The sequence below is a fragment of the Streptomyces phaeoluteigriseus genome (assembly GCF_001896135.2).
GTDB lineage: Bacteria > Actinomycetota > Actinomycetes > Streptomycetales > Streptomycetaceae > Streptomyces > Streptomyces phaeoluteigriseus.
On record NZ_MPOH02000015.1, the window covers coordinates 1,452,075 to 1,475,772 of the forward strand.

Consider the following 23,698-nt stretch of genomic DNA (forward strand, 5'->3'; position numbering starts at 1 on the left):
GTGGGCCGATGGGTGGGCCCGGCGGGCAGACCCCGCCGGGGGTGCCCGCCCGCGGTGGCCTCACGGCCGCGCAGGTGCGGGGCACGAACGGACTCTCCCCCGCGGCGACGACAGGCTGGCCGAACGCCCAGAACTGGCCCAACCCCGCGGGAATGGGCCAGGCGGGCTGACCCGGCCGACGTCCCTGAGGGCTCCGCCCCCAGACCCCGGGGCCTGTGCCCATCCCACCACCCGACTCGGTCGGCCGAGAAGTGGCCCTCGCGGAAGTGCCGTGACCGTCGCCTCTCATCCCACCGAGTCGGGTCGTGGGGTCGGGACAGGGCGGGGGTCTGAGGGCGGAGCCCTCAGGAATGCGGTCGCTTTCCGAGGGACCGAGACGGGTGGTTGGGTGGGCATGGGCCGGGGGTCCAGGGGGGCGCAGCCCCCTGGACGGGGGGGGGAACTCCGGGGAGTCAGGACGGGGTCAGGCGCCACTGCTGGCACGTGTTGTTCAGCCACGTCCACTGGCGGACGTCCGCCGAGTCGGCCGTCGAGCAGTTCGAGACGTCGGCGACCTTGCCGGTGGCCTGGTTCACGATGCGGACGTAGTCACTGTCCGTCGCCAGGAACCGGAACCGCTGGCACGTGTTGTTCAGCCATGACCACTGCCGCAGGTCGGCCCCGTCGGCGGTGGAGCAGTCGGCCGTGTCCATGACCTTTCCGGTCGCGACGTTCACGAGCCGGCTCGTGTCGTCGCCCTGGTCCTCCAGCCGCCACCGCTGGTTCGCGCCTCCGTTGCAGGTGTACTGCTGCACGTTCGCCCCGTCGACGGCGGAACTCCCCGCCACCTCGAGGCACTTGCCGCTGTTCCGGTTCCGCACGGTGTACGTCGTGGAGGCGGCCGACGGCTCCCCGGAGGGCCCGGTCTGACTGGCTCCCAGACGGACCGGCGTACCGAGGTTCGGCGTACCGTCGGAGTTCCAGGTGAACTTCTGCGCACGGGCCGTACGCCCGTTGTCGCAGCCCTCCGACGCGGCGTCGTTGGCGTGGTAGACGATCCAGTTCTCGGTGCCGTCGGGTGAGGTGAAGAAGCCGTTGTGGCCGGGGCCGTAGACACCGTTGGCGTCGTTGCGCTGGAAGACGGGGGTGGACTTCTTGGTCCAGGCGGACGCCGACAGGGGGTCGCTGCCGGTGAGGGTCAGCTGGCCGAGTTTGTAGTCGGGGGTCCAGCAGCCGCTGGCGGAGTAGATCAGGAAGGTCCGCCCGCCCCGCTGGAGGATCTCCGGCCCCTCGTTGACCGCACCGCCGCTCGTCTCCCAGGAGTTCGTGGGCGTCGAGATCGTGGAGAAGCCGGTCGCGAGGGTGTACGGGTTGGACATCCGGGCCGCGACGAGGTTCTGCGTCCCGCCGCTCGCGCTGCCGAACAGGTACAGCTGACCGTTGATCGTCGCGACCGTCGGGTCCAGCATCCAGGCGGAGTTGAGCTGGTTGCGGTAGGTGTACGGCCCGAGGGGGTCGGAGCCCGTGCTCTCCAGCACGTGGGTGCGCTGGGTGGGGTTGTAGTCGGTGACGTTCTGCCCGGCGACGTAGTACAGGTACCAGCGGCCGTTGAGGAAGTGCAGCTCGGGCGCCCAGATGTTGCAGCAGCGGCTCGCCGCGTCACCCTGCCAGACCTGGACGCTGGGCGCGGTGGCGAGTCCGGCGAGGGTGGCGGACTTGCGGATGGTGATGACGCTCGTCCAACTCGTCGCCACCATGTAGTAGTTGCCGTCGTGGTGGGTGATCCAGGGGTCGGCGCCCTTCTGTGTCTTGACGGGGTTGGCGAAGGAGGCCGCGCTCGCGGTGGGCTGCCCGACGGACAGGGCGAGCAGCAGCGCGGCCAGCAGGATCAGTAGGCGACGGGCCATCCGCTGCTCCAGTTCAGAAGGTTGATGCCGAGTTTGGGTGTGCCGTTGTCGTTGCCGTCGTAGTAGTGGTAGACGATCAGGTCACCGTCGGTGTCCTTCATGATCGACTGACCGCCCGGGCCGATGTACCGCCCGTGCGACTCCAGCACCGGCGTGCCGCCGTTGTTCATGAGGGCGACGCCGTTCTTGTCGAGGTACGGCCCGGTGACGCTGGTGGCGCGGCCGACCTTGACCTTGTAGGTGGAGCTGGTGCCGGCGCAGCAGGTGTCGTACGAGGCGAAGAGGTAGTAGTAGCCGTTTCGCTTGACGATGTACGGCGCCTCGACGGCCTTGGTCCCGGTCGGGCGGGAGGCGAGGGAGTAGCGGGTGGTGTTGCCCGACAGCTGTTTCCCGGTGCCGGGGTCGAGCTGGATCATTTTCAGGCCCGTCCACCAGCTGCCGAAGGACAGCCACCACTTGCCGTTGTCGTCGACGAAGAGGTTGGGGTCGATGGCGTTGTAGTCGCTGGAGGTGGTGGAGGTGTACACGGTGCCGTGGTCGGTCCAGGAGCCGGGCAGTCCGGTCGTCGAAGAGGCCAGTCCGATGGCGGACCTGCTGGAACCGAAGGTGGAGACGGCGTAGTACATGAGGTACTTGCCGCCCTGGTACGAGATGTCGGGCGCCCAGGCCTCGGTCGTCCCGTACGAGGACCACCACGCCGGCCTCGTGGAGAAGGCGTCGCCGCCCGCGCCGAACGCGATGCGGTCGGTGGAGGTGCGGTAGGAGAGGCCGCCGCCGGTGGCGTAGAGGAGGTAACGGCCGCCGGAGGTGCGGATCATCGTCGGGTCGTGCACGACCGTGGACCCGGTGACCGTACCGGGGTTGGGGTAGGCGGAGGCGGCCGAGGGGACGAGGGCGAGCAGGACCGCGGCGGGGAGGGAGAACAGTGCGGCTCGTCGGGAGGTGCGGAAGGTACGTGAGGTGCGGGGGGCACCGGGGGTTCGTGGGGTGCGGCTCATGCGGACGCTCCTTCAGTGGGGTGCGCCGTCCGAAGTCTCGAACGGCAGTCGCGTCGTCGGACGGGACCGTAGGATCGAACCCCTCACGCGTCAATGGTCCGCGCAGTCACCGAAACTGTTGCGAGAGCCCTTTCGCAACCCTGGGCCCGTCGGCCCCCATTGTCCGGCAGACGACTTGACGGCCCGTCACTTTGCCCAACTGACAGCCTGCCGACAGGAACCCTCCCTACGGTGCCGTGCTCATGACAGACACCTCGCACGTCACCCCGGACGGATCCCCGCACGTCACATCGGACGGACCCCCGCACGTATCCCCGGCAGCACCCCACCGCCCCGTCGGGCGCCGCGCCGTACTGCTCGCCACCGGCGCCACCGCCGCCGCCCTGGCCGTGGGCGCGGCCACCACGCCCGAGGCTCCGGCCGCACCGGACACCGCTCCCGCTGCCGCGGCGGCCGTGTGCACCCTCACGAAGGAGATGACCGAAGGGCCCTACCACCTCGACGGACAGTACGTCCGCACCGACATCACCGAAGGCAAGGCGGGCATCCCGCTGAAGCTGACGCTCACCGTCGTCGACGACGACACCTGCGCGCCGCTCGCCGGCGCCCTGGTCGAGCTGTGGCACTCCGACGCGCTCGGCGAGTACTCCGGCTTCGTCGGCAACAACGGCCACGACGGGCCCGACAGCGGCACCTTCCTGCGCGGCGGTGTGCTGACCGACTCCAGCGGCGTCGCGGCGATCACGACCATCTACCCGGGCTGGTACCGGGGCCGCTGCGTCCACATCCACGTCAAGGTCCACACGAACGTCACCGTGACCCCGGACGGCCACTTCACCGGCGGCCAGGAAATCCACACCGGCCAGCTGTTCTTCAGCGAGACGATCACGAACGCGGTCGCCCGCGTCTCCCCGTACTCGACGAACACGGTCACCCGCACCACCCTCGCCCAGGACTCCATCTACGACGAGGGAGGTGCCGCCTCCGGCCTCCTCACCCTCACCGCCCTGGGCGGCACGACCTCCGCGGGGTATGCGGGGACGCTCACCCTGGGCGTCGAACGCTGACCACCGCGCCGGGCGTCACCGCGGTCGCGGCGGCGCCCGGTCCGCGGGCGGCACGGGTCCGTGAGCGACGACGGCCAAGGACAGCCGCTCCGACCGCCGGAGACCGGCCGGACAGAACCTAGCCCTGGGGGATCTCGGCTGTCGCCGCTTCCAAGCCTTCGCGACGCATCCGCTCACCTCCCCAGGCGCCGAGCGGCCCGAGCGCCTGATTGAGCGTGCGGCCGTGCTCGGTCAGGGAGTACTCCACCCTCGGCGGTACCTCGGCATAGACCTCCCGGTGCACGAGTCCGTCCTCCTCCATCTCACGCAGGTGCTGGGTCAGCATCTTCTCGCTCACTCCTGGCATACCGCGCCGCAGTTCGGCGAAGCGGCGTACGCCATGGACTTCGAGTTCCCAGAGGATGAACCCCTTCCACTTGCCGCTCACCACGTCGAGCGCAGCGTCGATGCCGCAGGTGTAAGGCCCGTATCTCGGCGCTCTGGCCATCACCGATCCCCCTTACGAAAAGGTAAGTACCGCAGAAAATAGTGGGTACTTCCGAGAGTTGTGGCGCTGGCCGAGCATGGAGCGGTGAACGCACAACAGAACCGCACCACCAGCCAGGACAGCGCTGTCACCGTAATCGGGCTCGGCCCCATGGGCCAGGCGACAGCCCGCACCCTCCTCACCGCCGGCCACCCGGTCACCGTCTGGAACCGCACCGCCGGCCGGGCCGACGGCGTCGTCGCCGACGGGGCGACACGCGCGGCGACACCCGGTGAGGCGGTGGAAGCGAGTGACCTCGTGATCCTCAGCCTCACCGACTACCAGGCGATGTACGACATCCTCGACGGCCCCACCGCGTCACTCGCCGGCCGGACACTGGTCAACCTGAGTTCGGACACTCCCGACCGCACACGCGAGGCAGCGACCTGGGCCGCGGGCCACGACGCGGCCTTCCTCACCGGTGGTGTCATGGTCCCGGCGCCGATGGTCGGCACGGAGGCGGCCCACGTCTACTACAGCGGCCCCGAGGAGGTGATGGAGAACCACCGGGCGACGTTGGCGCGGCTCGGCACACCGAGGTATCTGGGCGAGGATCCGGGCCTCGCCCAGATGATGTACCAGTCCCAGCTCGCGGTGTTCCTCACCACCCTGTCCGCCCTGATGCACGCCACCTCGATGCTCGGCACCGCGGGGATGAAGGCCGCGGAAGCAGTGCCGGAGCTGCTCGCCTTCACCGACTCGATCGCCGCCATGCTGAGGGCAGGCGAGGAGAACCTGGGCGCCGCGCTGGACGCCGGGGAGCACCCGGGCGACCTCAGCACGGTCACCATGATGGGTGCGACGTCCGACCACATCGTCGAGACCAGCACGTCACTCGGCCTCGACCTCGCGCTCCCCCTCGCCGTGCAGGCCCACTATCGGCGCGCGATCGAGAACGGACACGGCGGCGACAACTGGACCCGCATCATCGACAGCATCCGAGAGCCGCGCTGACCGATCCGGAACCGGCCGGTTCTCAGCCCCGGTCAGGCGCCGGCTCTCCGTGCGATGCCGAGCCAGCCGGGTACGTCCACCTCCGCGCGCACCGTCTTGCCCGGCGGCGGGTCGCGGTCCAGCACCTCCCAGCGGGCCGCCAGCGCGTCCACCAGGAGCAGGCCCCGCCCCGACTCGCCGAGCAGGCACGGAGGGCGTACGGCGCCGGGGCCGGGCGGGCGCGAGCCCGTACGCGTGTCGGTGACCTCGACGCGGACGCTGCCCGGGATCAGGGCGAGCCTCAGCTCGAAGTCCCTTCCCGGTACGCGACCGTGCGTCACCGCGTTCGCCGCCAGCTCGGCCACGATCACCGCGACCGCCTCCGAGAGGTCCGTGCCGTGCGGGATGCCCCAGGTCTCCAGCTGGTGCAGCGCGAGGTGCCTTGCCAGGCGGGCACCCCTCGGCGTGGCACTGAGCCGCTGGGTGAACACACGTACGGTAACCAGGGGTTGGGGGGTGGGACGTACTGTCATGCCGCCAATGTGACGGTCCGCTCCCGGGATTCACCAGGCCCGAGCCGCGTACGCTGCGCGAGCGTACGCGGTCACGGGCTGGACAGTACTCGTCACCGTCCGTGACCATGGGGTGCGGGAGGTGACCATGGTGGTCGACGGGCAGGTGGGTGCGGGCAGCGGTGAGCCGGAGTCGTCGGACAGTCTGCGGACGTTCGGGGCGGTCGTCCAGGCACTGCGCGAGTTCAACGGGCTGAGCAGGGAGGAGTTCGGCGGGCTCGTGGGCTTCTCCAAACACACGGTGGCCTCCGTGGAGTTGGGCAGGCGCATGCCGGACGTCGACTTCGTCGAGGCGGCGGAGAGGGTGTTGGGGAACACCGGGGCGTTGCGGGCGGCGGCCCCTTATCTGGCGCGGCGGCCTGGGCTGGCGGCTTGGTTCAGGCAGTGGGCCAGGCTGGAGAGCAAGGCGATCACGCTCTACGCCTACGAATGCCGTCTGGTGCCTGGCTTGTTGCAGACAGAGGCGTACGCCCGCACCCTTTTCCGCAACCAGTTACCGCCGCTCGACGACGACCAGATCGAGGCGCAGTGGGTCGAGCGGTCGAGACGTCAGCAGTTGCTGACGGAGCGACCGAACACCGCCTTCAGTTTCATCCTGGAAGAGCATCTGTTCCGGCGTGGTACCGGTGGCCTGGAGGTAACGCGCGAGCTGATCGACCACGTGTTGCGGATCGGCGAACTGAGGAACGTGGAGATCCAGATCATGCCTACCGCGCAAGAGGCGCACGCGGGGCTGGACGGCCCCGTGCGCTTGCTGGAAACGCCGGAGAACAAGTGGTTCGCCTACTGCGAGGGGCAGGAAAGCGGCCAGCTCATCGCTGACCGACAAGTGGTGAGCACGCTTCAGATGCGGTATGCCAGGATGCGCTCACAGGCTCTCACTCTCAGAGACTCAACGGGCCTGTTGCAGCGGATGCGAGGAGACTTATGAGCACCGATGAACTGACCTGGTTCAAGAGCACCTACAGCGGCGGCTCAGGTGACGACTGCATCGAGGTAGCCCTCTCCTGGCATAAGTCCAGCTACAGCAGCGGTTCAGGCGACAACTGCATCGAGGTCGCCGACTCCTGGCGCAAGTCCAGCTACAGCAGCAGCGGTTCAGGCGACTGCATCGAAGTCGCCACCCTCCCCCACCACATCCACGTCCGTGACTCCAAGGACAAGGACGGTCCTCAGCTCGCCCTCTCCCCCGCCGCCTGGGCCGAGTTCGTCGCCCACGCCGGGAAGTGACGACAGGGCCGCCCGCGACCTCCGCGGGCGGCCCCTCCGGCTCACTTGGCCGGGCACTCCTTCCAGGCCATGTGGTACACGGTGCTGATCTCGCCGTCCGTCGAGTCCATGGTCATGAAGCTGACCTTGCCCGGTGCAGAGCTGCCCGCGTTGACCCGTAGCTCGGTGTTGATGTTGAAGTTGCGCTGGACCCCGCAGGGCGCCCACACGAGCTGCGCCCAGTCGGTGGTGTCGGTCGCCTGCCAGTTGTCGTTGTAGGCGCCGCTGAGGGGATGGTTCTTGTACACCGTGCTCGACGAGCCCTGGAAGTAGTACGAGGCCCGCTGCACGGCGCTGGCGCCCGGCTGGATCATGGCGAAGCCCCGGTAGTCCGCGCTGGCGATGGCGTACGTGAAGCCCTGCGGGACGTGGACGACGAGGTTGAGCTGGCAGTTCTTGCGGAACGCCGTGGGGTCGGAGTTGCCGCCGGCCTGGGCGAGGTAGTCGCTGTAGGTGACGGTGAAGGCGGTGTTGTCCTCGGAGACCGCGATGGCCGCGGTGCCCGCCGGACAGCCGGAGCCGTTCACCGTGGCGATGTTGATGACGATCTTGTCCGGGGGCGGGTCGACGAACCCGGAGGACGGGTTGTGCGCGGGTATCGCTGAGGTGATGAGAGCGGCGACGGCACCGCTCAGAAGGAGCCCACCTGTCATGGTCTCTCCCTGGGATGGGGGGTGGCTGCGCCCAAGGGGTCGGCACGTCAACTCTGTGAAGAATCAATGGAGTTGACGTGAAGCCTCGGGGCGTTCGCATCGTAGGGAGGCCCCCGTGGCCCGGCCAGGCCGAACTCCGGCCATTCACCCCGCCCCGTTCACAGCGGCACTCGGGTATCCCCCGGTAACCCTTTTCACCCCTCGCCTCAACTCCCCTCTGTAATCATTCCTGTTCGACCCGTTGACAGCCTTCACACTCCCTCCTAGGGTCTCGCCATCATTCCGACCATGTGACGAGATTTCGAACGGCGGAAGGCAAGCGCTTGCCGGAGCATCGGAGTCGGCGCACACGTGGCCGGAATGCCGTGGCGCGGCCCGACACACCTACAGGTGCAGGCGGGCAGGGGCATCACGAGAGTCGACGAGACCCGGATGCCGGACCGCACCACCGCACGTGTCCCCAGTTCGTTCTGTCCAGCGCGCCCGGGATCCCCCTGGTACGACACCGGCGCGCCGGGACCCCCCTCAACGACGAGAAGAACAAGGAACGATCACCATGCGCACTCGAAGAGCCGCCCTGGGCACCATCGCCGGAGCCGTCTCCCTCGCCCTCACCCTGTCCGCCTGCGGCGAGACCGGCGAGAGCGGCTCCGGCTCCGGGGGCGGCACCATCGGGATCGCCATGCCGACCCGGGCCTCCGAGCGCTGGCTCACCGACGGCAAGAGCGTCGTCAAGGACCTCCAGGCCAAGGGCTACCAGACCAAGCTGGTCTACGGTGACGACGACCCGAAGGCCCAGGTCGCGCAGGTCGGGAAGCTGGTCGAGCAGGGCGTCGACGCGCTGATCATCGCGGCCATCGACAACAAGTCGCTGACCGGTGTGCTCCAACAGGCCGCCGACGCGGACATTCCGGTGATCTCCTACGACCGGCTCATCCTCGGCTCCGAGAACGTCGACTACTACGTCTCCTTCGACAACGAGCAGGTCGGCCGGCAGCAGGCCCGCTACATCATCGAGCAACTCGGCCTGGAGGACGGCAAGGGCCCGTTCAACATCGAGCTGTTCGCCGGGTCCCCCGACGACAACAACACCAAGTACTTCTACGACGGCTCGATGCACCTGCTCCAGCCGTACCTGGACAGCAGGCAACTGGTCGTCCGCTCCGGCGAGACCACGCTCGACAAGATCACCACGCTGCGCTGGGACGGACCGACCGCCCAGAAGCGTATGAACCGCGTCCTGTCCAAGTCGTACAACAACGAGACGGTCGACGCGGTCCTGTCACCGTACGACGGCATCTCCCTGGGCGTCCTGTCCGCGCTCAAGTCGTACGGTTACGGCTCCGACAGCAAGCCCCTCCCGATCATCACCGGTCAGGACGCCGAACTGGCCTCGGTGAAGTCGATCATCGCGGGTGAGCAGTCGCAGACCGTCTACAAGGACCTCCGCGAACTCGCCACGGTCGCCGCGAACATGGCCGACGACATCCTCAAGGGCAGGACGCCGAGGATCAACAACAGAAGGGGCTACAAGAACGGTGTGAAGGACGTGCCCGCCTACCTGCTCCAGCCGGCGAGCGTCGACAAGAGCAACTACAGCTTCGTCCTCGCCGGTTACTACACCGCCGAGGAGCTGAAGTAGCGGTCGCCGCCACCGGCTCTACGGGTTCTCCCAGGCCGCCGGTTCCGCCGCCAGGTCACGGACCGGGGCCGGGAGGGCGTCCGCGGCGATGTCGGCGACCGTGACGCCCTCCAGGATCTTGCGTACGTTGGCGCGCAGGGCGATCCACACGGGCAGCAGGGGCCGCGCCGTGCCCGTGTACGTCAGGCCGGTCGGGCGTTCGCCGCGGACGGAGACGATCGGGCCGTCGACCGCGCGGATCACGTCCGCGACCGTGATCCGCGCCGGGTCGCGGGCGAGCCGGTAGCCGCCGCCTCCGCCGCGACGGCTCTCGACGATGCCGCCGCGCCGGAGGTCACCGAGGATCCCCTCCAGGAACTTGTGCGGGATGCCCTGCTCGGCGGAGATCGCCTCCGCCTTCACCGGGTCGCCGCCCCCCTGCCGTACGGCCAGTTCCAGTAGCGCCCGCACCGCGTAGTCCGCCCGTGCCGAGATCCTCATACCGACATTGTGGGGGCAGGCGGCACCGTCCGGTCAGGCCAGCCTGATCACGTTCCAGGAGAGCGGTTCCAGCGTCGCCGTCAGCGTCCCGTCCGTGACCGCCGTACCGTCCACCGCGTGCGGGGCGACCCGCTCGGGGTCGTCGAGCGTGTTGCGGGCGTCCGGATCGGCGTCTGCGAGCGCGCTGTGCTCGACCAGCCGCGAGACCCCGAGACCGGTCACGGCCACCTCCAGCGGCAGCGCCTCGGTACGGCTCCGGTTGACCGCGAAGACCGTCACCGAGCCGTCCTGCGCACGGACGGCGGTCGCGTGCAGCAGGTCCGCCTCGCCGTACTTGCTCGTCCGGTACGTCGGTGAGTCCACCCGGACGTCGAGCACCTCGCCCCGCCCGTACCGGGACGCCTGCGCGAACGGGAAGAACGTCGTCTGCCGCCACGCCGCACCGCCCGGCTCGGTCATGATCGGCGCGATGACGTTGACCAGCTGGGCCAGACAGGCGACGGCGACACGGTCGGCGTGCCGCAGCAGGGCGATGAGCAGGGAGCCGAAGACGACGGCGTCCATGACGCTGTAGTTGTCCTCCAGCAGGCGGGGGGCCTCGGGCCAGTCGTCCTGCGCGAACGTCGTCGCCTGCTCCTGCCAGCGGGACATGTACCAGACGTTCCACTCGTCGAAGGAGAGGTTGATCTTCTTCTTCGACTTCAGGCGGGCACCCACGTGATCGCAGGTGGCGACCACGTTCTCGATGAAGGACTCCATGTCGACGGCGGAGGCGAGGAAGGAGTCCACGTCGCCGTCGAGGGGCTCGTAGTAGGCGTGCAGGGAGATGTGGTCGACCAGGTCGTACGTCTCCTGCAACACCGTCGCCTCCCACTCGGCGAACGTCGGCATCGACTGGCCCGAGCTGCCGCAGGCGACGAGTTCGACACCGGGGTCCTGCTGGCGCATCGCACGGGCGGTCTCGGCGGCGATCCGGCCGTACTCCCGCGCCGTCTTGTGGCCGGTCTGCCAGGGTCCGTCCATCTCGTTGCCGAGGCACCAGAGCCGGATGCCGAAGGGGTCCTTGTCCCCGTGGGAGGCGCGCAGGTCCGAAAGCGCGGTGCCCGAGGGGTGGTTGGCGTACTCCTGGAGTTCGAGGGCCTCGGCCACGCCGCGGGTGCCGAGGTTGACCGCCATCATCGGCTCGGCCTGCGGGCCGATCTTCCTCAGGAAGGCCATGAACTCGGAGAGACCGAAACGGTTCGTCTCCGTCGAGTGCCAGGCCAGGTCCAGACGGCGGGGGCGGCTCTCCGCCGGGCCGACCGAGTCCTCCCACTTGTAGCCCGAGACGAAGTTGCCGCCGGGGTAGCGGATCGCGGTGACACCGAGTTCACGGACCAGGTCCAGGACGTCCTGCCGCAGGCCCGCCTCGTCGGCGGTGGCATGACCCGGCTCGTACACACCGGTGTAGATGCAGCGGCCGAGGTGCTCCACGAAGGAGCCGAAGAGACGGGGGTCGACCTGACCGACGGTGAAGGCGGGGTCGAGGGTGAAGCGGGCGGTACGCATCTTTTCCTCGAGGGGGTGCGTTCGGGGGGTGCGGTTCGTCTGCGAGGGGTGGGGGTCGGGGGCTGGTCACGCGGGCTCCGCGCGCCTAGACGACCTCGGGCCAGCCGTTCTCCGTCCAGACCAGCCGGTTCAGCCCGAGCTTGGGTGTGCCTTCGTCCTCGGCGTCGTAGTAGTGGTACGCCAGCCAGTCCCGGCCCCGGTCGCGGAAGACCGACTGGCCTCCCGTGCCGACGTACCTGCCGTGGCCCTCCAGGAGCAGGTCGCCGCCGCCCTCCAGCATCGGGGTGCCGGCGCTGTCGACGTACGGGCCGGTGATCGTCGTAGCCCTGCCGACCTTGATCCGGTAGGTGGAGTCCACGCCCGCGCAGCACGCGTCGTACGAGGCGAAGAGGTAGTAGTGGCGGCCGTGCCGGACGATGTACGGGCCCTCGACCGCGTACGGGGCGTCCGGGCGGGTCGCCAGGTGGTGGACGGTCGGGTCGGGTAGGGCCCTGCCGGTGGCCGGGTTCAGCTCGACCATCCGGATGCCCGTCCAGTACGAGCCGAAGGACATCCACAGCCTGCCGTGGGCCTCCACGAGCGCCGGGTCGATGGCGTTCCAGGAGTCGGTGGTCCCGGAGGTGAGGACCTTGCCGTGGTCGGTCCAGGTGCCGGGCAGGCCGGTGCGGGACGTGGCGACGCCGATCGCGGAGTGGTTGGTGCCCCAGGAGGAGACGGCGTAGTAGAGCCAGTAGCGGCCGGCCCGGTAGGAGATGTCGGGCGCCCAGGGGTCGCCCGTGTCGTTGTACTCGTACCACCAGCTCGGCGGCTCGGCGAAGGCGTTGCCCGCGTCGTCCCAGTGCCTGCCGTCCTTCGACAGGCGGGCTCCGATGACGCCGCCCGTCGAGTAGGCGACGTAACCGCCGGAGCGCAGGCGGACGACCGTGGGGTCGTGGATGATCTGCTGGCCGGTGAGGGGCCGCGGGTCGGGAGGGGCGGCGGCCTGTGCGGTCGCGGGGAGCGGGGAGAGAAGGGTGAGGAGGGCCGCGGCGAGTACCGCCGCGATGCTGAGGCGCTTCAACTGCGTAGCTCCTTCTGGGGAGTTACTGGCCGTTACCGGTTCTGTCGCCTGTTGTCGCCTGCCGTCGCCCGCCGTCACTGGCCCGCGAGGCCGGTGTGCGCGACACCCGCCACGATCTGGCGCTGGAAGAAGACGAAGACGATGATCAGCGGCAGGCCGGCCATGAGACCGCCGGCCATGAGCTGGGCCCACTGGATGCCGTAGGAGTTCATGACGGTCGCGATGCCGTTCGGCATGGTCATCAGGTCGGGGTTGTTGGTCACCATGTACGGCCACAGGAAGTTGTTCCACGAGGCGATGAAGGTGAAGATGCCGACCGCCGCCAGCGAAGGGCGGGAGAGCGGGACCACGATGGTGAAGAACACCCGCCAGCGGCCGGCGCCGTCGATGAACGCCGCCTCCTCCAGTTCGCGCGGGATGCCCTGGAAGAACTTGTAGAGGATGTAGACCATCGCGGCGGGCGCGCACTGCGGAAGGATCATGCCCCAGTAGGTGTCGACCATGCCCATCTGCTGGACGGTGGTGAACAGCGGCACCCCGAGGACGGCCGGGGAGACCATCAGGCCGGCCATCACCATGCCCATCAGGAAGCCCTTGCCTCGGAACTGAGTGCGGGCGAAGCCGTAGCCGGCGAGCGCGGCCACCAGCAGCACCACGGCCGTCACGCACACCGAGACGACGAGGGAGTTCACGAACCAGTTGGTGATGTTGCCGGTCTCGAACATGGCCGACCACGCCTGGCCCGTCCAGTCCTCGGGCAGCCAGTGCGGCGGCACCTCGACGGCCTCGGTCTCCGCCTTCAGGGAGGTGAACACCGCCCAGAGAAGCGGCGAGAGGAACACCATGGAGACGGCCGCGCCGAGCAGGGTGAGCACGATCTGACTGGGCGACCAGGCCCTGCGGGACGTGGCCCGTACCGGCGTGGCGGCCTCTGCGGCGGTCTGTGCGGCGGTGGTCATCGGACGCCCTCCTCACGGTTGCGCAGCAGCCACATCCGCGCCAGGGCGACGGCCGCGATGAGCACGAAGAAGATGATCGAGATCGCGGAGGCGTAGCCCACGCGGTAGCTGGTGAAGCCCTGTTCGAGGGTGTACTGCACGAAGGTGCGGGTGGATTCCTCGGGGCCGGTGCCGAAGTCCATCATCACGACCGCCTGGTCGAAGACCTGGAGCGAGGCGAGGATCTGGAGGGCGATGACGAGTCCGGTGATGTTGCGCAGCATCGGCAGCGTGATGTGGACCATGCGGTGCCAGGCGTTCGCGCCGTCCAGCTTGGCGGCCTCGTAGAGGTGCGCGGGGATGCCCTGGAGCGCGGCGAGGTAGAGCAGGAAGCTGAAGCCGACCGTCCACCACAGGGTGCAGATGACGACGGCGAGCATGGCGTACGACTTGTCGGTCAGCCACGGTGTCTCGACGCCGAAGACGTGGTTGACCATGCCCGTTCCCGGGTTGAACAGCCACTGCCAGAGGTTGGCGGCGACCGTGGACGGCAGCAGGAACGGGGCGAAGAAGCACAGCCGCCACAGCCACTTGGCGCGTTCGATGTGGTGGGCGAGCATCGCGAGGAGGAAGGCGAGCACCGTGATGCACGGCACGACGAGCAGCGTGAAGTAGCCGCTGTGGCCGAGCGCGTCCCACACGAGTGGGTCGCCGACGGCCTCGCGGTAGTTGTCGAGGCCGACGAAGCTCGTGCCGTCGCCGGAGATGTTGGCGTCCGTGAAGCTGAGGTACACACCTCGCAGCAGCGGCCAGATCACGAAGAGCGTGAACAGCGCCAGGAACGGGGCGACGAACCAGCCGCCGTGCTGGAATCCCTGCCTGCTGCGGACGGTGGCGCTCAGCGCGGCGGTCCTCGCGCGCGCCGGGCGGATGACGGTCTCTGCGCCGGTCGTCGTCATGCGACCGCACCTCCCTGCGCGGCGGTTCTGCCGTCCATGGGGTTCTTCGAGGCGAGCAGCTCGGTGAGCATGCCCTTCATGCGGCCGGCGGCGACGTCCGGCTCGGCGGAGCCCACCGTCGAGGAGACGACGATCGGGCCGACGCGCTGGGCCAGGATGCCGGTGGAGCCCGCGAACCAGACCTTCGGCTCGGTGGCCTGGTGGTCCATCGCCGTGACGTACTCGCTCTGCGGGTTCAGCTTCCGGTACGCCGGGGTGGACAGGGTCGGTGTGTACGCCGGGATGTGTCCGCCGGCCGCCCACTGCCGGGCGTGCGTGACGACGTAGGCGGCGAGTCGGTGCGCGGCCTCGTCGGCGGCGCCGCCGCGGCCGGACTGGTGCGGCAGGACGAAGGCGTGCGACTCGGCGTGGGTGGCCTGCTCGCCGAAGACGGGCGGCAGCGGGGTGGCGCCGTAGTCGAGTTTCGCGGCGTCGAAGACCGGCACCGACCAGTTGCCCTCCCAGGCGAAGGGGGCGCCGTTGAGCACCTGTTCGGCACCCGCTCCGCCGCCGAACGCCGGGTTGGTGTATCCCTCGGTCAGGTGCCGGCGCAGGAACTGAAGGACCTGGGTCGCCTTGTCGGTGTCGAAGGTGACCTCGGTGTTGGCGGCGTCGAACCAGGTGCCGCCGAGCTGGGTGTAGAAGGCGACGAAGAACCACCACTGGAAGTTCTGGTCGTTGTGCCACATGCCGAGGGTCTGCAGCCCCTTCTTCGTGGCTCCCCTGGCCTCCTTCAGCATGTCGAACCACTCGTCGGTGGACGTCACGGGCACCATCCGCCCGTCGGCGCCGAGCAGGCCCGCCTTCTTCAGCACGTCCTTGCGGTAGAAGCAGAGCTGGACGTGGATGTCGAGCGGGAGGGCGTAGAGCTTGCCGTCGATGACGCCCCGTTTCCACAGCGCGGGGTTGAAGTCGGCCTCCCGCACGCCGTACTTGGCGAGCAGCCGGACGTCCCAGGGGTCAAGGAGTCGTCCGGGCGAGAAGCCGGTGACCCGGCCCATGTGCATGACGCCGAGGTCCGGTGCGCGGTTGCCGGCGGCGGCCATGGCGAGCTTGGTGTAGAAGGGGCTGCCCCACTGGAGGGTGGAGTCCTTGACGTCGATGCCGGGGTTGTCCGCACGGAAGGCGTCCAGCATCGCGATCATGTTGTATCCGTCGCCGCCGCTGAAGAGGTTCCAGTAGCGCACCCGGGTGTCCGCTCCGGAGGCGAGTGCGTCGGCTCCGGTTCCGAGTGCCGCGAAGCCGAAGCTTCCCGCGACGGTCAGGCCGCCGGCGGCGGCCAGAAGTCGCCTGCGACTCAGGTCAGGTCGTCCCATGCCCTGCCCTAACTGTTCGGTATCTCGAATCATGCCCGTAACTTCGAACGGGACCGTAAATTCGATGCGCCGTCACGTCAATGCTTCTGACAGGACTCACGGCAACCTTTGACAGCGAGTCTGATAGCGCTTTCTGTGAGGGTTCTTCAGCTTCCTGTGAAGGTGCCGCGCCGGGCCGACATCACGTGACGGGGACACGTCCGGCCGCGTAGCCTCGGATCGGCTGCCGCAGGGCGGTGGGAAAGGGGACCGGATGGACATCGCGGGCGTGCGCGGGACGGCTGCCCGGATCGCCTCGGCGCTCCGGCGCGCGAGGACCGGACCTGCCATGCGTCACCTCGCCGGCGAACTGTCCGCCGCACTGCGGGCCCGGCCCCGGACCCCGGCCGGCATACGGGAGGTGTCCCAGGCGCTGTGCGAGGAGATGGCCGCGCTGCGCGGCGGACGGCCCGTCGAGCTGCGCTTCGAGCGATTCCCCGACGAGATCGAAGTGACCGGGCTGTGCGTCGAGTTCGAGGACTTCGACCTGGTCATCGTCGAGGAACGAGCCGAGGAGGTGCAGCAACTGGTCATCCTCGGACACGAGTTGTGGCACCTGCACGCTGGACACGACCACCGGCACAGCACCGGCACGGCCGCCGCCCGCGCCCTCGCGGTACGGCCCGCCTGGCGCGACCTCGCCCTCGCGGTCGCCGCCCGCAACGGCTCCCGCGCGCAGGACGAGGGCCAGGCCGACGACTTCGGCCACCGGCTCGCCGCCACGCTACGGCCCCTGCTGTACGGCGGCGACACCCGCGCCGCCGCTCCCCTCGAACCCGTCCAGCGGTCCCTCGGCTACCGGGGACGCGGAGGTGCGGACCGGCGATGAGCGACCTGGCCCCCGCGGCGGCACGGCTCACCGAACCGCCGGCCCTCACACCGGCCGGCTTCGTCAACGAGTTCTACCCCTCCTTCTGGTGGATCCCGGCCGGCATCCTGGCCGCCGCCCTGGCCATCAAGCTGCCCAGCATCATCCGGCTCTGGACCGACCCACTGCTGCGCGCGGTCGGCGGGCTGCTGGTGCTCGCCCTGTCGGTGTTCGTGTTCGTCGCGCCGTCGACGATCGCCTCGGTCAACCGGATCACGGGCGTGCCCAACATCTCCGGGCCCTGGGTCTACTCCCTGCTCACCGCGTTCTGCGGCTCGTGTCTGCTGCTGATCATCACCTGGCGCAACGGCCTGTCCGACCGCTCCCCCCGCACCCGCTCCGCCATGCGCTGGGTCCTCGGCACCTACGCCGCCGTCATCGTCGCCCTGTGGGTGCTGTTCGCCCTCGCCGACATGCCCGAGGAACGACTGCGGGACCTCGACACCTACTACGCGAACACGCCGTACGCCCGCGAGATGATCGTCCTCTACCTGCTGGCGCACACCGTGGCCACGCTCGTCACCAACGCGCTGATCTGGAACTGGGTACGCGCCGACGGGCTCGACTCCCTGCTCCGCTGGGGGCTGAAGTTCCTCGGCGTGGGCTACGCGCTCCAGCTGGCCTTCGACGCGGCCAAACTGAGTGCCGTCGGCGGCCGTTGGGCCGGGCGGGACCTGGACTGGCTGAGCACGGCCGTGGCTCCGCCACTGGCCTGCCTGTCCGCCATCCTCATCGCCGTGGGTTTCATCCTTCCGCACACCGGCCAGTACCTGCACGACCGCCGGCAGGTGCGGAACGCCGTACGCGAACTCCGGCCGCTGTACCAGCTGATGAAGACGGGCAGCGGCGGCGGGGTCCCCCGCGTCCTGCGGGCCACGCCCGAACTGCGCCTGATCCGCCGGGAGACGTTCATCCGCGACGGGCTGCTCTCCCTGTCCCGGTTCGTCGACGAGGACCTGCGCGGACGCGCGTACGACGCCGCCCTCGCCCTCGGCCACCCGCCGGACCGGGCCAAGGCGCTGGCCGCCGCGGTGACCGTGCTCGACGCGGCGGACGCCAGGAGCCACGGGCGGGAACGCGACGGCGACGGCGGCGGCTCCGGCTCCGGCTCCGGCTCCGGCGAGGCCGACACGACCGATCTGCTGCGGGACATCGGGGCGGTGTCGCGCGCGCTGCGGCATCCGGACGCGGTGCGGGCGGTGCGGGAGCGGGCTGGGGCTGCGGCTGCGGATGCGGATGCGGCTACGGCTACGGATGCGGATGCGGATGCGGATGAGAGGGTGCGGGCGGCGGGACCGGTGGGACGCGAGGGCGTCGAGCGCTAGAGCGGGGGTTTTCGGCCACGGTCGCCGGGGTGCCGTATCCCGTTCACCCGTTACAGCCGGTTCCTCCCCGCCTAGTTCGCGCCGAATACTCCCGCCCGCGAGGGTCGAGGTAGCTGAGACGGCACCGGTCTTGGCATATTGCACGGACCGAAACACCCGCGCAGCCACGGGGAGAACCGTGCGTACGAACAGGGAGATGCGTCGCCTCGCCGACACGCTCATCGCTCCCATCCGGGTGCCGGTCCCGGCCGAGCCCGATGTCCTGTTCGACGCGGTCGTCGAGGCGGCCGCGCGCTGGCGGGGCCGCGAGATCGTCGTGCACCGCTCGGTGTTCCCGCCGCACACCGCCAGCGGCCTCTGGCTGGAGGGCGAGAACCACGACGACGTCGTCATCGACGAGCGGGCCGCCGTCTGGCACCAGATCGTCATCTTCTGCCACGAGGTGTGGCACATGCACCGCCGTCAGGCCGACGCCGTCCCCGGCGCCGCCCCGGCCGCCGCCGCCCGCACCGACTTCACCCTCTCCGACGAGCAGGAGGCCGACCGCTTCGGCATGCTGATGGGCCGCCGGCTGCGCACCTGGCTGGAGGCCTCCGCCGACTCGGTGTACGCCGACCGCGGGGACGACACCCAGGACATCGCCGGACGCATCGGCGCGGCCCTCAACTACCGGGGGACCCGGCGATGAACGGCCTCCCCCACTACCTCAGCGCCGCCGCCCTCTGGCTCGGCCTGCTGGCTCGCGCCCCCGACCTGCTGCGCCACCGGCACGACCCCTACCTGCGGTCCATCTGCGCGGTACTGGGCCTGGCCGGACTCTGCTTCGTCCTCGGGGCCCCGCCCACTGTCGGCACCGTCAACCGGCTCAGCGGGGTGCCCAACCTGGCCGCGCCGCTGACGTACGCCGCGATCACCGGCTACAGCGCCGCCTCGCAGGTACTGATCGTGCACTGGCGGGGCGGACCTCGGGTGCGCCGGACCGCACGGCGCTGGATCCTGGCGTACACGCTCCTCCTCCTCGGCATCGCCGCGATGTTCGTCCTCGGCGACGCGCCCGTGGAGCGGCGCACCGACCTCGACACCTACTACGCCAACACCCCCTACGTCCGCGAGATGATCCTGCTCTACCTGCTCGGGCATCTCGCCGCCGCCGGCGTCACCGCCGTCTCCGCGCTGCGCTGGGCCCGCGAGGTGCGCGGCCGGCTGCAGACGGGCCTCGTCACGCTCGGCCTCGGCGCGCTGTGCGGGACCGTGTACAGCCTGGCCAGACTCTCCGCCGTCGCCGCCCGCTGGACCGGCCACGACTGGTCCACCCTCGTCACCGAGACCTCCCCGGTGGCGGCCGGGCTCGGCGCGCTCCTGACGGTCGTCGGCGTCCTCGTCCCGCTCGCCGGCCCCCGGCTCACGGAGTGGCTGCGGACCCGGCGCACCTACGCCCGCCTCGAACCCCTGGAACGCGAACTGGACGGCGTCCTCACCCGCCACGCCCTGCGGCTGCCCCCGCCCCGCTGGGCCCGGCCCGCCACCCGGCTGGTGTGGCGCCGGACCAGCATCCACAACGCGCTGACCCACCTGGACGCCTACGTCGACCGCGCGTTGTACGACGTGACGCTGCGGGCCGCCCTGCGCCGCACCGGTGATCCGGAGCGGGCCGCCGCGACGGCCTGGGCGACCGCCATCGCGGCGGCGTCCGACGGGAGGCGCACGCCGGGCCGGACGGTGGTGACGCGGGCGGGCCCGGGGAGTCCGACTGGTTCCTGGAGCGGGCCACCGACCCGGCCGCCCTGGTGCGCATCGCCGACGCGCTGGCCGGCGAACCGCTCGTCCGGGCCGCCGTCGCGGAGGCGGAGGCGGGGCCGGAAGCCGCGCCGGTCGCGGCCGAGGGGCGGTCGACCGCGTGAGCCTCGTCGTCTACCTCGCCGGTGCCGTCCTCCTGCTCGCCGCCGCCGTGCTGTTCCACCGGCCCCGGTCGGCCGCGCCCAACCCCCTCACCGCCTCCACCTGCGTCGCCATCACCCTCGGCGCGCTCGTCTTCGTCTGCTCCGCGCCGGCCACCCTGGCCGCCGTCAACGACCTCACCGGCACCCCCAACTTCGGCGCCCCACTGACCTACGGCATGCTCTCGGCGTACAGCTGCTCGCTGCTGACCCTGCTCGCCTACTGGCGGGGCGGGCCGCCCGAGCGGGTACGGCGGCAGGTGCTGCGCAGCATCGCCGTGTACGGGCCGCTGATCGTGACCGTGATCGTCCTGTTCGCGCTCGCCGACGCGCCCACCGAGCGCCTCACCGACCTCGACACGTACTACGCGAACACGCCCTACATGCGGGAGATGATCGTCCTCTACCTGCTCGGGCACACGGCCGCCATCGTCGCGATGGCCGTGGTCTGCGTGAAGTGGGCGCGCGAGGTCACGGGGCTGCTGCGGACCGGGCTGCTGCTGATCCTCGTCGGCACGCTGCTGGACCTGCTCGGCTTCCAGCTGACCAAGTACACGGCCGTCGTCGCCCGTTGGACCGGACACGACCTCGACTTCCTCTCCACCAACGTCGCCCCGCCGATGGCCGCCCTCGCCGCGCTCCTCTTCTCCGCCGGATTCGTCCTGCCCCGGCTGCTGCCGGCGGCCGTCGCGCACGGGCGCGGGCTGCGGGACCACCGGCGGCTGCGACCCCTGTGGAACCGCGTGGGGTTCGTGTCGCTGGCGCCCAAGCCGCCCGTGTCCTGGTGGCGGCTGCCCGAGGAGCGGTTGCACTGGCGGGAGGTGGCCATCCACGACGCGCTGCTCGCCCTCGCCCCCTACTTCGACGACCGGGTACGGTCGCGGGCGCTCGCCGCCGCCCTCGGCGAGGGCCGTACTGCGCACGAGGCGCGGGTCGCCGCGGAGGCCGCCATGGTCGCCGAGGCCGCCCGGCGGGCCGCCGCGCGGGAGGCACCGTGCGAGACACCGAGCACCCACCGGCTGCACGCCACCGAGGTGTCCGGCGCCGCCGGGCTGGTCGAACTGGCCCAGGCACTGGCGCGAACCCCGGTCCCGGACACGGTCGGTGAAGGTACGGTGAAAGCCATCCAGGGCGGCTGAAGGTCGTCCTTCGCGATGTCCGGCTTCGTGATGTCCGGCTTCGGGATGCCCGACCGCTCGTCCGTATGCCTGTCCGCGTGCCTGTATGCCTGTCCGTCTGCCGGTCTGCCTGCCTGCCGGTCTGTCTGCCTTCGTGGCCGAGTACGAGGAGCCCCATGTCCCGTAGAGCTGTCGTCATCGGTGCCGGCCTGGCCGGCATGCTGGCCGCGGCGGCCCTGTCCACCGTCGTGGACGAGGTGACCGTGCTGGAACGGGACGACCTGCCCGACGGGCCGGAGCACCGCAGGGGCCTGCCGCAGGGCCGGCACGCCCACCTCCTCATGGCCGGCGGGCTCGCCGCCATGGAGGACCTCGTGCCGGGCGTCGGCATGCGCAAGCACCTGCTCGCCGCCGGGGCCCGCGAGATATCGCTCAGCTCCGGCATGATCGCCCTCACGCCCGAGGGCTGGTTCCGACGCTGGCGCCATGAGGGCCCCCGGATGATGACCTGTAGCCGGGCGCTGCTCGACTGGGCGGTCCGGGACGCCGTACTGGCCAACACCGGGGCCCAGGTCCGCAAGGGTCGGGCGCTGGCGCTGACCGGCGACGCGCGGCGCGTCACGGGCGTACGCGTCTCCACCCCCGACGGGGACGAGGTGATCGACGCCGCGTTCGTGGTCGACGCCAGCGGGCGCGGGTCGCGGGTCGTCAACTGGCTCTCGGGGCTGGGCATCTCCGGTGTCCGGGAGAAGACGGTCGACGCGGGGCTCGTCAACGCCACGCGGATCTACCGCACGCCCGCGGGGGCGGAGGGGTTCCCGCTCACCATCATCCAGGCCAACCCCTATCAGGGGCTGCCCGGACGCAGCGGCATGGTCCTGCCCATCGAGGGCGACCGGTGGATGGTCAGCCTCGCCGGAACGCGGGGCGGGGGCGAACCGCCGTCCGACCCTGACGGGTTCCTCCGGTACACCCTCGATCTGCCGCACCCCCTCGTCGGACAGCTGATCTCCGGCGCCGAGCCGCTCACCGACATCCACGTCAGCCGCAGCACCAGCAACCAGCGGCGGTACCTGGAGAAGGTGCGGGAGTGGCCCGAGGGGTTCGTCGCCCTCGGCGACGCGCTGGCCACCTTCAACCCCGCGTACGGGCAGGGCATGTCGGTGGCCGCGCTCGGCGCACGGGTGCTGAGCCGGGAGCTGCGACAGGGCGGGGTCGGCTCGGCGGGGCTCGCGCGGCGGGTGCAGCGGGGTGCCGCGTCGTCGGTGGAGGCGGCCTGGACGATGGCTGTCAGCCAGGACGTCTGGTTCCCCGGGACGCGGGGCGGGGCACCGACCATCGCGGACCGGCTCGTCACCATGTTCACCCGGCGGGTGATCCGGACGGCCACCGGCTCGTACGGCGCTGCCTCGGCGCTGTGGGACGTCACCGGCCTCACGGCGGGGCCGGAGCGGCTGCTGCGACCGTCGGCCCTCCTCGCCACCCTGAACGGACCGTCGCTGCCAGCCGCGGCGGGGCCGCCGTTGACCGGGGCGGAGCGGGTGGTTCTGCGAGATCTTTAATCGGTGTTCGGCGGGCTGTGTGCTCTCTAGGGTGGAGCCCGATGACACTCCTGCATGCTCATGACTATGGTGGCGATGGCCCGCAACTGGTTCTCCTGCACGGTTACGGACGGTCGCTGACCGACTGGAACGCCGCGGCAGCCCTGCTCACCGCCGGGCACCGCGTCCTCGCCGTCGACCTTCCCGGACACGGCCGCTCCCCCGGCATCTCCCCCTGGACCCTCCCCGCCGTGGTGCGGCACATCGCGGACACCCTCGACGCGCACGGCGTGCCGGAGGCCGTGGTTGTGGGCCACTCCCTCGGCGGCATGGTCGCGGTCGAGTACGCCCGCGCCGACCCCGACGGTGCCCGAGCCCGTGCCGCCGTGAACCTCGACGGCTTCTGGTGGGGGCGCGAACACCCCGGCGCCGAACGGCTGAGCGAAGGACTGCTGGCCTCGGCCGGGGCCATCGCGCCGCCCGAGTACATCGAGCAGCAGGTCGCCCACTCCGCCCGGCTCGGCATTCCCGCCGACCTCGCGCAGGCCTCCGCCCGCACGGCCGCACGCCCGTTGCCCGACGGCACCTGGCAGACCCTGCCGGAGCGGGCGACGGCGCGGGAGATCGTCGGCGAACTCCACCGGCTCGGCTCGCTCGGTGTCACGCCGTGGCTGGCCGGGGTCGACCGGCCGCTCCTGGTCGTCCAGGCCGGCCGACGGCTACCGCCCGCACCCGGCATGGAGTGGTTCGCCGAATTCAGCACCCGGTTCGCACAGGGCGTCTCCGACGAACTGACCGCACTCACCCGCACCCGGCCGACACTCACCGTCGACCGGATCGACGCCGCCCACCCCATGCACATGGAAACCCCGACCGCGGTGGCCACCCTGGTAGCGGAGTTCGTACGAGGCCTGCCGGACTGACGCGCGGCTGGGTCGGTTGGGTTGGGTTGGGTTGGGTTGGGTCGGTTGGGTTGGGTTGGGC

General features: G+C 70.5%; 22 protein-coding genes and 2 pseudogenes. 13 read left to right on the forward strand and 11 right to left on the reverse strand.

Annotation, left to right across the window (positions count from 1 at the left end; all coding sequences use genetic code 11):
* Positions 1 to 170: pseudogene (locus BM536_RS43140) on the forward strand (histidinol-phosphate aminotransferase family protein); the annotation flags it as partial.
* A gap of 282 nt (positions 171 to 452) precedes the next feature.
* On the opposite strand, the gene BM536_RS24515 reads toward BM536_RS43140, so the two are convergent.
* Positions 453 to 1,886: a family 43 glycosylhydrolase gene (locus tag BM536_RS24515; protein WP_094103472.1), complete on the reverse strand. Its 1,434-nt coding sequence runs from the start codon at positions 1,884 to 1,886 to the stop codon at positions 453 to 455.
* Positions 1,868 to 2,884 (reverse strand): arabinan endo-1,5-alpha-L-arabinosidase, encoded by a 1,017-nt coding sequence (locus tag BM536_RS24520; protein ID WP_073496316.1) that lies wholly within the window; start codon positions 2,882 to 2,884, stop codon positions 1,868 to 1,870. The genes BM536_RS24515 and BM536_RS24520 overlap by 19 nt, the downstream gene beginning before the upstream one ends.
* Positions 2,885 to 3,126: 242 nt before the next feature.
* Between BM536_RS24520 and BM536_RS24525 the strand changes: the two genes are divergently transcribed.
* Complete coding sequence (locus BM536_RS24525; protein ID WP_094103531.1) at positions 3,127 to 3,951, forward strand: intradiol ring-cleavage dioxygenase; 825 nt, start codon at positions 3,127 to 3,129, stop codon at positions 3,949 to 3,951.
* A 118-nt stretch (positions 3,952 to 4,069) separates the two neighbouring features.
* On the opposite strand, the gene BM536_RS24530 is transcribed toward BM536_RS24525, so the two are convergent.
* Complete coding sequence (locus BM536_RS24530) at positions 4,070 to 4,438, reverse strand: winged helix-turn-helix transcriptional regulator (protein WP_073496317.1); 369 nt, start codon at positions 4,436 to 4,438, stop codon at positions 4,070 to 4,072.
* An 84-nt stretch (positions 4,439 to 4,522) separates the two neighbouring features.
* Here BM536_RS24530 and BM536_RS24535 point away from each other — a divergent pair, with 84 nt between their 5' ends.
* Positions 4,523 to 5,431, forward strand: a complete 909-nt coding sequence (locus tag BM536_RS24535; RefSeq protein WP_073496347.1) for an NAD(P)-dependent oxidoreductase — start codon at positions 4,523 to 4,525, stop codon at positions 5,429 to 5,431.
* A 32-nt stretch (positions 5,432 to 5,463) separates the two neighbouring features.
* Here BM536_RS24535 and BM536_RS24540 read toward each other — a convergent pair whose 3' ends face one another.
* Positions 5,464 to 5,943 (reverse strand): ATP-binding protein, encoded by a 480-nt coding sequence (locus BM536_RS24540; protein ID WP_073496319.1) that lies wholly within the window; start codon positions 5,941 to 5,943, stop codon positions 5,464 to 5,466.
* 127 nt (positions 5,944 to 6,070) lie between these two features.
* Here BM536_RS24540 and BM536_RS24545 point away from each other — a divergent pair, with 127 nt between their 5' ends.
* Both BM536_RS24545 and BM536_RS24550 read left to right on the forward strand, forming a co-directional pair.
* Complete coding sequence (locus BM536_RS24545; RefSeq protein WP_073496349.1) at positions 6,071 to 6,913, forward strand: helix-turn-helix domain-containing protein; 843 nt, start codon at positions 6,071 to 6,073, stop codon at positions 6,911 to 6,913.
* On the forward strand, positions 6,910 to 7,212 hold the full coding sequence (locus tag BM536_RS24550) for a DUF397 domain-containing protein (RefSeq protein ID WP_073496321.1): 303 nt from the start codon (positions 6,910 to 6,912) through the stop codon (positions 7,210 to 7,212). The genes BM536_RS24545 and BM536_RS24550 overlap by 4 nt, the downstream gene beginning before the upstream one ends.
* A gap of 41 nt (positions 7,213 to 7,253) precedes the next feature.
* Here the strand turns inward: BM536_RS24550 and BM536_RS24555 are convergent, their stop codons facing one another.
* Positions 7,254 to 7,904: a DUF4360 domain-containing protein gene (locus BM536_RS24555; protein ID WP_073496323.1), complete on the reverse strand. Its 651-nt coding sequence runs from the start codon at positions 7,902 to 7,904 to the stop codon at positions 7,254 to 7,256.
* A 556-nt stretch (positions 7,905 to 8,460) separates the two neighbouring features.
* Here BM536_RS24555 and chvE point away from each other — a divergent pair.
* On the forward strand, positions 8,461 to 9,546 hold the full coding sequence (gene chvE, locus BM536_RS24560) for a multiple monosaccharide ABC transporter substrate-binding protein (RefSeq protein ID WP_073496324.1): 1,086 nt from the start codon (positions 8,461 to 8,463) through the stop codon (positions 9,544 to 9,546).
* 18 nt (positions 9,547 to 9,564) lie between these two features.
* Here the strand turns inward: chvE and BM536_RS24565 are convergent, their stop codons facing one another.
* From BM536_RS24565 to BM536_RS24590, 6 genes are all read right to left on the reverse strand, one after another.
* Positions 9,565 to 10,026, reverse strand: a complete 462-nt coding sequence (locus BM536_RS24565; RefSeq protein WP_073496326.1) for an RrF2 family transcriptional regulator — start codon at positions 10,024 to 10,026, stop codon at positions 9,565 to 9,567.
* A gap of 33 nt (positions 10,027 to 10,059) precedes the next feature.
* Positions 10,060 to 11,574, reverse strand: coding sequence for an arabinosylfuranosidase ArfA (gene arfA / locus BM536_RS24570; RefSeq protein ID WP_073496328.1), 1,515 nt, complete (start codon positions 11,572 to 11,574; stop codon positions 10,060 to 10,062).
* 85 nt (positions 11,575 to 11,659) lie between these two features.
* Complete coding sequence (locus BM536_RS24575) at positions 11,660 to 12,634, reverse strand: arabinan endo-1,5-alpha-L-arabinosidase (protein WP_073496329.1); 975 nt, start codon at positions 12,632 to 12,634, stop codon at positions 11,660 to 11,662.
* 74 nt (positions 12,635 to 12,708) lie between these two features.
* Positions 12,709 to 13,593: a carbohydrate ABC transporter permease gene (locus tag BM536_RS24580; protein WP_073496331.1), complete on the reverse strand. Its 885-nt coding sequence runs from the start codon at positions 13,591 to 13,593 to the stop codon at positions 12,709 to 12,711.
* The gene (locus tag BM536_RS24585; protein WP_073496333.1) at positions 13,590 to 14,531 is read right to left on the reverse strand and encodes a carbohydrate ABC transporter permease; all 942 of its coding nucleotides are present in this window, start codon (positions 14,529 to 14,531) and stop codon (positions 13,590 to 13,592) included. Before BM536_RS24585 ends, BM536_RS24580 begins: the two co-directional genes overlap by 4 nt.
* Complete coding sequence (locus tag BM536_RS24590; RefSeq protein ID WP_073496335.1) at positions 14,528 to 15,886, reverse strand: extracellular solute-binding protein; 1,359 nt, start codon at positions 15,884 to 15,886, stop codon at positions 14,528 to 14,530. Before BM536_RS24590 ends, BM536_RS24585 begins: the two co-directional genes overlap by 4 nt.
* A gap of 253 nt (positions 15,887 to 16,139) precedes the next feature.
* Here BM536_RS24590 and BM536_RS24595 point away from each other — a divergent pair, with 253 nt between their 5' ends.
* The 7 genes and pseudogenes from BM536_RS24595 to BM536_RS24625 all read left to right on the forward strand — a co-directional run bounded on the left by BM536_RS24595 (position 16,140) and on the right by BM536_RS24625 (position 23,637).
* Positions 16,140 to 16,754: a toxin-antitoxin system, toxin component family protein gene (locus BM536_RS24595; RefSeq protein ID WP_211362940.1), complete on the forward strand. Its 615-nt coding sequence runs from the start codon at positions 16,140 to 16,142 to the stop codon at positions 16,752 to 16,754.
* Positions 16,751 to 18,118, forward strand: a complete 1,368-nt coding sequence (locus BM536_RS24600; RefSeq protein ID WP_094103473.1) for an MAB_1171c family putative transporter — start codon at positions 16,751 to 16,753, stop codon at positions 18,116 to 18,118. The genes BM536_RS24595 and BM536_RS24600 overlap by 4 nt, the downstream gene beginning before the upstream one ends.
* 178 nt (positions 18,119 to 18,296) lie before the next feature.
* Positions 18,297 to 18,806: a toxin gene (locus BM536_RS24605; protein ID WP_094103474.1), complete on the forward strand. Its 510-nt coding sequence runs from the start codon at positions 18,297 to 18,299 to the stop codon at positions 18,804 to 18,806.
* A pseudogene (locus tag BM536_RS44415) lies at positions 18,803 to 19,789 on the forward strand (MAB_1171c family putative transporter); the annotation flags it as partial. The gene BM536_RS24605 and the pseudogene BM536_RS44415, both read left to right, overlap by 4 nt.
* 226 nt (positions 19,790 to 20,015) lie before the next feature.
* Positions 20,016 to 21,194 carry an MAB_1171c family putative transporter gene (locus BM536_RS24615; RefSeq protein ID WP_094103475.1) on the forward strand — a complete coding sequence of 393 codons (1,179 nt, stop codon included), beginning with the start codon at positions 20,016 to 20,018 and terminating at the stop codon, positions 21,192 to 21,194.
* Positions 21,195 to 21,349: 155 nt separating this feature from the next.
* Entirely contained in the window at positions 21,350 to 22,735 is a 1,386-nt protein-coding gene (locus BM536_RS24620; protein ID WP_073496341.1) for an NAD(P)/FAD-dependent oxidoreductase, read from the forward strand.
* 41 nt (positions 22,736 to 22,776) lie between these two features.
* The gene (locus BM536_RS24625; RefSeq protein ID WP_073496343.1) at positions 22,777 to 23,637 is read left to right on the forward strand and encodes an alpha/beta fold hydrolase; all 861 of its coding nucleotides are present in this window, start codon (positions 22,777 to 22,779) and stop codon (positions 23,635 to 23,637) included.
* Positions 23,638 to 23,698 lie beyond the last annotated feature (61 nt).

What these genes read in the sequence shown, in the direction of transcription:
- BM536_RS24600 (WP_094103473.1), top strand. Translation starts at nt 16,751, where the DNA reads ATGAGCGACCTGGCCCCCGCGGCGGCACGGCTCACCGAACCGCCGGCC.
- BM536_RS24515 (WP_094103472.1), bottom strand. Translation starts at nt 1,886, where the DNA reads ATGGCCCGTCGCCTACTGATCCTGCTGGCCGCGCTGCTGCTCGCCCTG.
- BM536_RS24550 (WP_073496321.1), top strand. Translation starts at nt 6,910, where the DNA reads ATGAGCACCGATGAACTGACCTGGTTCAAGAGCACCTACAGCGGCGGC.
- chvE (WP_073496324.1), top strand. Translation starts at nt 8,461, where the DNA reads ATGCGCACTCGAAGAGCCGCCCTGGGCACCATCGCCGGAGCCGTCTCC.
- BM536_RS24625 (WP_073496343.1), top strand. Translation starts at nt 22,777, where the DNA reads ATGACACTCCTGCATGCTCATGACTATGGTGGCGATGGCCCGCAACTG.
- BM536_RS24590 (WP_073496335.1), bottom strand. Translation starts at nt 15,886, where the DNA reads ATGGGACGACCTGACCTGAGTCGCAGGCGACTTCTGGCCGCCGCCGGC.
- BM536_RS24565 (WP_073496326.1), bottom strand. Translation starts at nt 10,026, where the DNA reads ATGAGGATCTCGGCACGGGCGGACTACGCGGTGCGGGCGCTACTGGAA.
- BM536_RS24585 (WP_073496333.1), bottom strand. Translation starts at nt 14,531, where the DNA reads ATGACGACGACCGGCGCAGAGACCGTCATCCGCCCGGCGCGCGCGAGG.
- BM536_RS24555 (WP_073496323.1), bottom strand. Translation starts at nt 7,904, where the DNA reads ATGACAGGTGGGCTCCTTCTGAGCGGTGCCGTCGCCGCTCTCATCACC.
- BM536_RS24580 (WP_073496331.1), bottom strand. Translation starts at nt 13,593, where the DNA reads ATGACCACCGCCGCACAGACCGCCGCAGAGGCCGCCACGCCGGTACGG.
- BM536_RS24620 (WP_073496341.1), top strand. Translation starts at nt 21,350, where the DNA reads ATGTCCCGTAGAGCTGTCGTCATCGGTGCCGGCCTGGCCGGCATGCTG.
- BM536_RS24520 (WP_073496316.1), bottom strand. Translation starts at nt 2,884, where the DNA reads ATGAGCCGCACCCCACGAACCCCCGGTGCCCCCCGCACCTCACGTACC.
- BM536_RS24545 (WP_073496349.1), top strand. Translation starts at nt 6,071, where the DNA reads ATGGTGGTCGACGGGCAGGTGGGTGCGGGCAGCGGTGAGCCGGAGTCG.
- BM536_RS24540 (WP_073496319.1), bottom strand. Translation starts at nt 5,943, where the DNA reads ATGACAGTACGTCCCACCCCCCAACCCCTGGTTACCGTACGTGTGTTC.
- BM536_RS24525 (WP_094103531.1), top strand. Translation starts at nt 3,127, where the DNA reads ATGACAGACACCTCGCACGTCACCCCGGACGGATCCCCGCACGTCACA.
- BM536_RS24530 (WP_073496317.1), bottom strand. Translation starts at nt 4,438, where the DNA reads ATGGCCAGAGCGCCGAGATACGGGCCTTACACCTGCGGCATCGACGCT.
- BM536_RS24595 (WP_211362940.1), top strand. Translation starts at nt 16,140, where the DNA reads ATGGACATCGCGGGCGTGCGCGGGACGGCTGCCCGGATCGCCTCGGCG.
- arfA (WP_073496328.1), bottom strand. Translation starts at nt 11,574, where the DNA reads ATGCGTACCGCCCGCTTCACCCTCGACCCCGCCTTCACCGTCGGTCAG.